Raw genomic sequence first — 9,995 nt, 5'->3', positions numbered from 1 at the left:
AGCGTTGCTCTTAAGTTTATCGTCCCTTCTTCTAACTCAGGTACAAATTCAGTACCAATTAATGGAACTAATGCAAAGGCAGAGAAAACTAATATAAGTGCGGCTGAAATGACTAATTTGGTGCGTTTTAGTGCGAATGTAAGCCCTTTTCTGTAGAGTTTGTCTAATGGCCTAAGAACAAAGCTTTCCCTCTCTTTTACACCTGACTTAAATAAATAAGTAGCTAAAGCGGGTACAACAAACAACGCAACCACAATAGCAGATATAACAGCTAAAATGATGCTTATTGCCATAGGTTGAAATAACTTTGCCTCAACACCTTCAAAGCTAAATAAAGGCGTAAATACGACTAAAATAATAGAAGCTGCAAAAAATACGGGACGAGCCACTTCTTTACCCGCATTTTGAAGACGTAACTTAATACCATGCTCATCTTGTTCTACATCATGTGGATCAGTATCAGCACTAGGCACTCTTTCTTTTACAGTTTTTAAATGGGTAGAGTCTGGTCTATTTAAATGCTTAAACATGTTTTCAACCATCACGACTGAACCATCAACTAGCATACCAATGGCTACGGCAATGCCACCCAATGACATAAGGTTTGCAGAAATGCCCCACCAAGCCATGATCATTAACGCGATACCAATTGAAATTGGAATAGATATTAGGACAAGGAAGGTTGCACGTATATTCATTAAAAATAGTGCTAATACAATACAGATGAAAATAAATGCTAGTAATAGTGCATCAACTACTGTATCAACGGCTTTTTCAATCAAATCAGCCTGATCATAAAATGGTTCAAAGCGAACACCTTTAGGCAATGCTTGATTAATTAATGGGATTCTTGCATTGATACCATCAATGGTGGCTTTAGTATTAGACCCCATGCGTTTTAAGACAATGCCAGAGACAACTTCACCTAAATTTTCGACTTTACCGTCTTCGGTTTTGCGCGTCATTGTGACAGCACCTTGACGAATTTCACTGCCCATTTCAACTTTAGCAATATCCGAAACCGTCACAACTGTCCCATCAACTGTTTTGACGGGAACTTGTTTGATATTACTAATACCAGCGTCACCACTTTCAAACCAACCTGCACCTCTAATAACAAGCTGCTCTTGCCCACGGTTCATATACCATCCGCCAACATTGGCATTGTTGTTATCTAGGGCACCAACAACGTCTTCTTGCGTTAGGTTATAAGAAAGAAGCTTAGATGGATCTACATTTACTTGGTACTGCCTAACAATACCTCCAAAGGAGAGTACATCAGTAACACCATCGACAGGCATAACGAGTAATTTTACTACCCAATCATTGAGACTCCTGAGTGCCATAGCATCATAGCCTGCATCTTTATCTGAAATAAGAAGGTACTGAAATACTTGGCCTAGCCCTGAGGTGTTTGGCCCCATTTCGGGTGTGCCGACACCTTCTGGTATCAGTTCTTTTGCGGCTTGAAGACGCTCAAATACAAGTTGTCTTGCAAAGTAAATGTCGGTGCCTTCTTTGAAAACAACCGTGACGCCAGACAAGCCTGTTTTAGAAATTGAGCGCACTTGTTCTACATCAGGTAAGGCATACATGACCGCTTCAATGGGGTACGTAATGAGTTGTTCAACTTCTTCAGCAGCTAGTCCTGGCGCTTCAGTATTTACAGCAACTTGAACATTAGTAACATCAGGAAAGGCATCTAAATTTAGTTTTGGTATAACCATAATTGCGCCGACAATTGTGGCAAACAGCGCAATCAAAATCAGGAGTCTATTATTAACAGACCAATCTATTATTTTATTAAACATAGTCTTGCTCCTTAGTGGTTATGCGGATCAAATCCGCCTTTAGCGATTTCAGAAGCAACAAAAAATGCGCCTTTGGTTACAATTCGCGTCCCACTATCAAGGCCAATGATTTCCCTAAAATCACCTAAGGCTCGGCCTAGTTCTACTTCTACAGCTTTAAATTCTCCAGGGTGGTCTTCGACAAATACGGTCCAATCACCATCTGCGCTGCGGATCAATGCTTCTTCTGGCACAGCCATCACTTTCTGCTTTGTGGCAAACTGAAAGTAAACTTTTACAAACATACCTGAATGAAGGTTATCATCAGCATTCTGTACCCCCAATCTAATAATTCTTGTACGAGTTACGGGATCAATTGTATGGGCTTCTTGGATAACTTTGGCATTGTAACTCTGGCCTTCTAATTTAAGTACCGCAGGAGAATCAATTGATAAATTTAGCTTTTTATTTGGAGAAACTTTTGCTTCAACCCATAGTTGTTTTTCATCAGCTAACAACATGACTGAATCCCCAGCATCAACACGTTGCCCTTGGATAAAGTCGTCTTGAAGCACGACACCTTCACGGTGCGCCGTTAATGCATATTGCCCAAATGCTTTAATGTCTTTGTTAGAAATACCATTTATTGCTTTTTCAGTTAACCCTAAAGCAATGAGCTTGCCATAGCTCGCATTGTATGTTGTTTCAGCTTGTAATAATCGACTTTCACTCACCGTCTTATTACCCAGCTTTTTTACACGTTGCCATTCGGTTGAAGCGATTAAATAGTCAGCTTGTGCTTGTGCCATTGCTTCACTAAATAATGTAACTAACTTCTGACCTATTTCTACATACTCGCCAAGCGCTGCATGGCGACTGATAATGACTGACTCTGTACGTGGTGATACCACATAACTTTTATAGCCATTAGCTTTTATTTCGCCAGGTGCATATACGGAGCTAAATTGATATTCAGGCTTAACACTTTCCACTTTAATGTTAGCAAGCGACATCTTCTTTGGATCAATAGTGATACCTTCTTCATGTCCTTCTTCTCCCTCTTTATTACCACCTTCATGGCCGTGCTCGTCATGGTCACCTTTATCTTCTTCATGTCCCTTTTCGTGTTCATGCTCATCTTGATGTTCTTTTTCTTCTTGTTTCGAAACGTTTGTGACAGAACCAGTTCCATCTGACGACTGTGCAAAAGCGTCATGATTTGTAGTAAACCCAACTAACAGGCTGCTAATTACTACGGCTAATAATTTTTTACTAAATATTGTATTCATTTTTTTAACCTATATTTTTGATAAATTTAAGATTTCGTTTTTCGCTACTGAAAAAATAAAGCGTTCAAATCTCAAATTTTGATAACTGACCCATACTTAAAACGAAGGATATTTCTGCAAGCTTGAATTGATTTTCCAAACGTATTCCTGCATGAAGCCCTTCCGCGCGTTGATTTAATGCAAGTAGGTAGTCAGACGTATTAATGTCACCAGCTTCCCAGCGCTTATTTAATAAATTCGCACTGCTATCTAATCTGCCTTGTGTGAGTTTTCGCCATTGCTCATAGTATTTTTTACTGATATTAAGCGATTCATATTTAGCTTTTGCTTCAAAAGACTGCTTTCGATATACCGATCGAAAGTTAGCTTCTGCTGCAATGGCTTCTGAATAAGCGGCTTTAACCGTATCTGAATAGTTATTCCTGATGTTTAAAGGAATTGATAAAGTCACACCAACCAAGTCTTCATCTCCACTTTTCCCTGCGCTAACGCCAATGGTTGGATTAGCTTTAGATTCCATAGTGGTTAGCTGAGCCTTAGATTGTTTTATCTTCCATTGCGCTCTAGCGAGTTTAACTTTTGGATGATCCTCAACCCACTGGGAGTTAAATGAATAGCTTGTTGCCCCAAAAGTAAATGAAAACAAATTTGTAGTATTAGGCGTCCAATCAGGCAATAACTCCTGAACCTTTACCTCTGCATTTTTCAATGCTATTTGCGACTCAGATATTTCACTGAAAATTTGGGACAAGTTTAAATAGACCAATTCAGCGTCAAGTGGCTCTAAAAGTCCGGCTTTTCGCTTATCTTCAACAATGCCAAAGAGCGTTTGCAATTGCTCTTCTCTTTCTGAAAGTAACTGAGCAGCTTCTTTTGCTGCTTGCCAATTAACTAATGCAGTTAAAGCGTTAGCCTTTTTAGAATCGAGTAAAGATAACAATTGTTGCTGGTTTACATAGACATCAATTTCACCAATGCTTTTATTTGCTGATTGCTTATCCCAGAAATCAATTGTTTGGCTGATACCAATGGAGTAATTATCAAAATCACCTTCTTTTTCATAACTAGCTTCTAGCTCTGGGTTATAAACGGCTTGAGTTAAACCTTTGGCTCTATGACTACTTGCATTGAGTAACTCTTTCGCTGCTATAACTTCGGGATCTTTATTTATTTGACTATCTAGCCATGAAATATTTTTCTCTTTGCCATAACTGGCAGCTGAAAAACTCACAACCATGCATAAAGACAGGACTAAACCTGTATTTTTTAAATATATATACATAAAAATTCTTAATTTTAAAATTAATAAACACGAACCCTTTATCCATTATTAAAGGATAAATAGGTCATTAAAAATTAATCTAATTAAGAAATAGGCGGACGAAGTATAGCTTCAAGAAAGGTACTTGTTTGATCAATTTGATAAGGCGTTTTATTGATAATATTTAGCTTACCATCGACATTGGAATTACTGACTAAAATCCAAGATAAGTGGCTGCCACTGCAATGACCACAGTGATGACAATCCTTTACATCGTGCTGTTCATCATCTGTATTATCATTTAAAATATTTCGATCATCTGCATGATCATGTTGAGTTTGAAGGTGCTCTATATCTACCTGGTGATTCTCAGATGTTGCGGATACAACAGCAGTTAACGATTGCAAAACAATCGAAACGACTAAGAGCATTTTTAGTACAACATTTAGATTCAAAATATACACCTATAAAAACTTGAGTAATCAATATAACAGAGCAAAGCTTTATCGACTAGCCATTTACCTAATTTTCATTCTCATCACGACAAGTTTCTTGAGGAAACTCAAACTCTATCGTCGTATGCGATAAATGATAGGAAGATAATTTAGCTGCAACGTCATGTTTAAGCCTAATTAAGTCCTCAACTTCAAAGTCATCTTTTAGCTCAAGATGCGCTGTTAAAACATGACTTTCACCATCTAGTGACCAAAAGTGCATATGATGGATACCGTTAACTTCGGGAAATTCAATTAGTGATTGTTTAATACGATCTTGAGTATCTTTATCTGGCGCAGCTTGAAGAAACAAGACGAGTGTTGATTTCAAATTTCTAAAGACATTAAACAAGATGAATAACGTAAAACCAATCGACAAAAGTGGATCTAATATTGGTAGTTCTATGAACATCAAAACTATTGAGACAATAAGTACAGCAACCCAGCCAAGAACATCTTCAAGAAGGTGCCATGTCAGCACTTTTTCATTAAGTGTTTCACCCGCTTTTAATTTGAAAACCGCATAACCATTTACTGCAACACCGAGTATGGCCAGCCCTAACATCCCCTCAACCACTGGCATTTCTGGATTGGACAGCCTTGGTATGGCTTCAAATAAAATCCAAATTGAGCCAATAACTAAAACAATACCATTTACCAGTGCGCCAAAGAGTGTAAGTCTACGATAGCCATAACTAAACTTATCTGACGCTTCTTTCTCTGAAAAACGACTTAATATCCAAGCAAAGCCTATAGATAGACTATCCCCTAAGTCATGCACTGCATCAGCCATAATAGCGGTACTGTTGGTAAGCCACCCACCAATAAATTCGATGATCGTGAATGTAACATTCAGAAAAAACGCCCATCCAATGCGGTCGTCTTTTCCATGATGATGACTGTGGTTATGATTGTGCATTTTGCACCTCTAGTACTTTTTGATTTCTTAGCTTTGATACATTCATATTTATCAAATGACGGATCACATGTTGATATAACCATCGTTTTATTCCAGATAAATTTGTGCCTTTTTCTCTATAGAATTCATCAGGGGAATCATAAAGCCCAAAGTCATCATGAATTCCTTCTTTTTGAATATAGGTATCTGTTCCTCGCCAATCCGTATCAGGTGAAGAGAAGCACTTTTTTGCGACTCCATAACCACAAAAATCATCTTTTTCTTGGTTAAACTTCTGCTGTAGTGAGGTTAAGTATTGCCTATCTAATATAAAGCCCTCTAAGTTAATCCAACGCCCATCGAAATAAACTTCAACCCAACTATGGATAATATATTTAGGTGCTAGCCAAAATACATAGCTGGGTATGGCACCTTTTTGCAATTGCTGATCGATGGTGAAACCGTGAAATCGACATTGAATGCCTAACCCTCTCAACAAGGCCATCAGCAAGTTGCCTTTGGTATTACATTGGCCGTAACCATCAGCTAAAACACTGCTTGCTGAAATATCATCGCTTTCATTGTAGCCAAATAATATTTCATCTTTAACGAACTGGTAGGCTGCACCAATTTTGTTGTAGTCATCAAGTTCTTGCCATTTACGTTTAGTAATTAATGAATGAATTTTAGAATGTTCAAAATTAATTATCTTGGTTTTTTCTAAGTATTTAGCATTCATAGGTGTCTCCTCACTTTGAACAACAAGAGGTTGTTTGTTTTTCTTCGCTTGGTTTTTCACATGTTTTTTGAGCAACGGCTAATTCTTGTTTGGCATCACTTAGTATTCGGTAAGCACCTCGAAGAATTAATATTGAAATGATGCTTCCAATGACGATATCTGGCCAGCGCTGCTCTAGCACCATAACTAATATGCCAGCGATAACGACACCAAGGTTTGCAATCACGTCATTCGCTGAAAATATCCAGCTCGCTCTCATATGTATTTCATCGTTGTTGTGTTTTCGAATAAGGATAAGGCAAATCACATTTGCAACTAAAGCCACCGAGCCTACTCCAATCATAAACCAAGAGTGAGGCTCACTTTCACCATAAAGCCTTCTTGCAATATCCAATAGAATTAACACGCCTAACCCTAGTTGGAAATAACCACTCACTAAAGCAGCATTAGCCTTATGTTGGATTGACTTTCCTACTGCATATAGGGCAATTGCATAGACGATAGCATCTGCTAGCATATCTAATGAGTCGGCAATTAATGCCGTTGATTCTGATAACCAACCAAAACAAATTTCAAAAACAAACATCGTGGCATTGATAGCCAAAAGCCAATAAAGCACTGTCTTTTGTTGGCTATCTTTTAATTCAACTTCACACCCACAACCACTCATTTTTACCTCCAATACACTTGTATACTGCAACTATAAAACCTATAGTAACTATAGAGTCAAGGTTAAAGGTGAAAATTAATGAAAATAGGTGAATTATCAAAAAAATCCGGCTGTTCAATACAGACAATTAGATATTATGAGAGAGAAGGATTACTTTCACATCCAGAGCGTTCCGAAGGGAATTTTAGGTTGTATGATAGTAAAGCACTTAAACAGTTGGAATTCGTAAAGCACTGCCGAAGCCTTGATATATCACTCAATGATACTAAACGCCTATTAGAGTTAAAAAATAAGCCAGAAGAAAGCTGCTCTAGCGTTAATGCATTAATTGATCAGCAACTCGCATTAGTGAATAAGCGTATGAAAGAATTAAGAGCGCTTAAAGCAGAGTTACAACAGATGGCAAGTGCTTGTGGCTCAAACAATACTATTGAAGCATGTGGGATCATTAAGTCACTAGATAGTTAATCTTTTTAAGGCTATGCAAGCAGAATATAAATCGTTAATACCTACTACTGTTAACACCACTTTGTTAAGATTTACCAACAGTAATTGCACGCTCCGACATAAAATCATCTGATGCAGCATAAACTGTTCCAAAATATGAATCCCAGCTTTTCCCTTCAAAAGCAGTAATCAAGTCAACTAGTTGATGAAACTCACCTCCAGATTCTGAAAGGTGTTGAGCATCCCACAGTTTATCAAGCCGCTTTAACGCAGACGTTAACTCTTCCTGATTACTTATTTTGTTTGCTGACAAAATATCTTTTACATCAATTCGTGAACAACTATCATGCTTTTCTTCATTAGGCTCAATAACAGTTAAACTATCACCGCACATATCAGCAAAGCACTTCTGGCAGAGATCAATACTGATTTGATTGCCATCACCGTGAATACTTCCATAGCCACATTTATGATCAATACTTATAAACTCATGAAATTCGTAGTCATCTTGAGTTGCTTGTTCGCCACAACCATCACAAGTAAGTTTAGAGATCACTTTAACAACTTCATCTTCAAAATTTTTCATGATTACTCTAAATTTTTTGTTGGCTCTTTAATAGCGTTAACTCTTCAGGGTTCTTGTTTATAGACAATAAAACAAGGCTATGCTCGCTTAATAAAATGCATCGTTTTAACGGATGATGATCATCATCTAACCGCCTCAATATTGAGTTTAGCTCGCGTTTAAGCTTAGCTGGCCTAAGCACCTTACAGCTTAAGTTGGCAATTTCTAGGCTGGAACTACCCTGGCTTTTGAATTCAATCAAATCACCGACTTCAAAATAGTCACTGAATTTATCTTTTGGCAGTGAAAATAATACACTGCTATCTGAATCATCTTCAAATGCAGTTGGGCACCTATTTACTTTGACTTCAAAATTTTCATTGAGATGATCGACTGAGGTTATTATTGCTCTATGCTTATTGTTCATTTGACCAATTCTCAATGTAATTTTTTTGCATCTTCACGCTCTAATTTCTCTCTTGCTTCAATTACTTCAGCAGGTGAAAGCAACAAATGTCTCATGACTACAAATTCAGATAATCTCAACTCAAAACTTTCGGGTTTATCATCAGTGACTGTAGTGGTACAGTGATTTTGGCCACCCATTAAGAAAGAAATGTTATGCTAATAAGCATACAAATTTGGGTGAAAAAATGACGAAATTAAAACGCGCAACGTATTCTGCGGCAATCAAATTAGAAACAGCTCAGCTTGTAGTTGACCAAAGTTATACTCAAGAAGAAGCAGCCAAAGCGATGGGGGTGGGTAAATCAACCGTCAGTAAGTGGGTTACTCAATTAAAGCAAGAGCGGAGTGGCCAGACACCATCTGCTTCACCAATGACGCCCGAACAAATTGAAATCCGCGAACTTAAAAAGCAAATCCAACGCATTAAATTAGAAAAGGATATATTAAAAAAGGCTACCGCTCTCTTGATGTCCGACTCCCTGAACAATTCTCGTTAATTGAGAAACTAAATCAACGAGAGCGTTACCCAATTAGCGTGCTGTGTAACGTATTCAATGTGCATCGTAGCAGCTATAAATATTGGGCTATACGGGATACAACGCCGACGCCAGAGCAAATAAGGCTAGAAGCTGAAGTTAAAGCCATACATGCAATGAGCGGCGGCTCAGCTGGGGCGCGGACAATCGCGGCAATAGCAACGAACAATGATTTTGAATTGAGTCGTTATCGTGCTGCTAAGCTAATGGTTAAATTAAAGCTTGAAAGCTGCCAAGTACCTCAACATTCATATAAACGCGGTGGTAATGAGCACCTTGAAATTCCAAATCTGCTTGATAGACAATTTGATGTTGTTGAGCCAGATACCGTGTGGTGCGGTGATGTGACGTATATTTGGACAGGCAATCGCTGGGCCTATTTAGCGGTCGTTGTTGATTTGTTTGCACGTAAAGTCGTTGGTTGGGCAATGTCGTTGTCGCCAGATACTAACTTAACGCTAAAAGCGCTTGAACTCGCGTATGAAAGCAGAGGTAAGCCAAGTGGACTGATGTTTCATTCAGACCAAGGTAGTCATTATACAAGTTTAAAATATCGTCAACGTTTATGGCGCTATAAAATTACACAAAGTATGAGCAGGCGCGGAAATTGTTGGGATAATGCGCCAATGGAGCGATTTTTTAGAAGCTTTAAAACGGAGTGGATGCCAAAGGTTGGATACGAAAACTTTAAAGATGCTAAATATAGTGTGAGTGATTATATCAACGGGTATTACAACAACGTTAGGCCACATCATTATAATGCCGGTTTAGCGCCAAATGAATCTGAGGTTAGATACCAAGATTCTAAAGCTGTGGCCAAATTTTATTGACCACTACA

Annotated in this window: 11 protein-coding genes; 2 read left to right on the top strand and 9 right to left on the bottom strand. The window is 38.2% G+C overall.

Features of this window, described 5'->3' with window-relative positions:
* The 7 genes from L641_RS0102465 to L641_RS0102435 form a co-directional block, all read right to left on the bottom strand.
* A partial coding sequence (locus tag L641_RS0102465) for an efflux RND transporter permease subunit (protein ID WP_024601026.1) occupies positions 1-1,811 on the bottom strand: 1,811 nt, incomplete at its 3' end.
* A gap of 11 nt (positions 1,812-1,822) precedes the next feature.
* Entirely contained in the window at positions 1,823-3,079 is a 1,257-nt protein-coding gene (locus tag L641_RS0102460) for an efflux RND transporter periplasmic adaptor subunit (protein WP_024601025.1), read from the bottom strand.
* A 64-nt stretch (positions 3,080-3,143) separates the two neighbouring features.
* Positions 3,144-4,361 carry a TolC family protein gene (locus tag L641_RS0102455; RefSeq protein ID WP_024601024.1) on the bottom strand — a complete coding sequence of 406 codons (1,218 nt, stop codon included), beginning with the start codon at positions 4,359-4,361 and terminating at the stop codon, positions 3,144-3,146.
* A gap of 83 nt (positions 4,362-4,444) precedes the next feature.
* Positions 4,445-4,804 (bottom strand): hypothetical protein, encoded by a 360-nt coding sequence (locus tag L641_RS0102450; protein ID WP_249365208.1) that lies wholly within the window; start codon positions 4,802-4,804, stop codon positions 4,445-4,447.
* A gap of 58 nt (positions 4,805-4,862) precedes the next feature.
* A complete protein-coding gene (locus L641_RS0102445) occupies positions 4,863-5,753 on the bottom strand; it encodes a cation diffusion facilitator family transporter (RefSeq protein WP_029750282.1) in 891 nt (296 codons plus the stop codon).
* Positions 5,740-6,471, bottom strand: a complete 732-nt coding sequence (locus L641_RS0102440; RefSeq protein WP_024601022.1) for a transglutaminase-like domain-containing protein — start codon at positions 6,469-6,471, stop codon at positions 5,740-5,742. The genes L641_RS0102445 and L641_RS0102440 overlap by 14 nt, the downstream gene beginning before the upstream one ends.
* 10 nt (positions 6,472-6,481) lie before the next feature.
* On the bottom strand, positions 6,482-7,141 hold the full coding sequence (locus tag L641_RS0102435) for a cation transporter (protein WP_024601021.1): 660 nt from the start codon (positions 7,139-7,141) through the stop codon (positions 6,482-6,484).
* Between the two features lie 78 nt (positions 7,142-7,219).
* Between L641_RS0102435 and cadR the strand changes: the two genes are divergently transcribed.
* Positions 7,220-7,609 carry a Cd(II)/Pb(II)-responsive transcriptional regulator gene (gene cadR, locus L641_RS0102430; RefSeq protein WP_024601020.1) on the top strand — a complete coding sequence of 130 codons (390 nt, stop codon included), beginning with the start codon at positions 7,220-7,222 and terminating at the stop codon, positions 7,607-7,609.
* A gap of 64 nt (positions 7,610-7,673) precedes the next feature.
* Here cadR and L641_RS23445 read toward each other — a convergent pair whose 3' ends face one another.
* Complete coding sequence (locus L641_RS23445) at positions 7,674-8,174, bottom strand: hypothetical protein (protein WP_008131204.1); 501 nt, start codon at positions 8,172-8,174, stop codon at positions 7,674-7,676.
* 7 nt (positions 8,175-8,181) lie between these two features.
* Positions 8,182-8,580, bottom strand: a complete 399-nt coding sequence (locus L641_RS0102420; RefSeq protein WP_024601019.1) for a hypothetical protein — start codon at positions 8,578-8,580, stop codon at positions 8,182-8,184.
* A gap of 226 nt (positions 8,581-8,806) precedes the next feature.
* Here L641_RS0102420 and L641_RS0102405 point away from each other — a divergent pair.
* A protein-coding gene (locus L641_RS0102405) for an IS3 family transposase (RefSeq protein ID WP_086007400.1) occupies positions 8,807-9,987 on the top strand; the annotation gives its coding sequence in 2 pieces (ribosomal slippage) (positions 8,807-9,065 and positions 9,065-9,987; 1,182 coding nt in all).
* Positions 9,988-9,995 lie beyond the last annotated feature (8 nt).

This window comes from Pseudoalteromonas sp. TB41 (assembly GCF_000497975.1).
Taxonomy (GTDB): Bacteria; Pseudomonadota; Gammaproteobacteria; order Enterobacterales; family Alteromonadaceae; genus Pseudoalteromonas; species Pseudoalteromonas tetraodonis.
The sequence above is the reverse complement of the archived record's forward strand: the minus strand, read 5'-3'. Positions and strand labels throughout refer to the sequence as shown.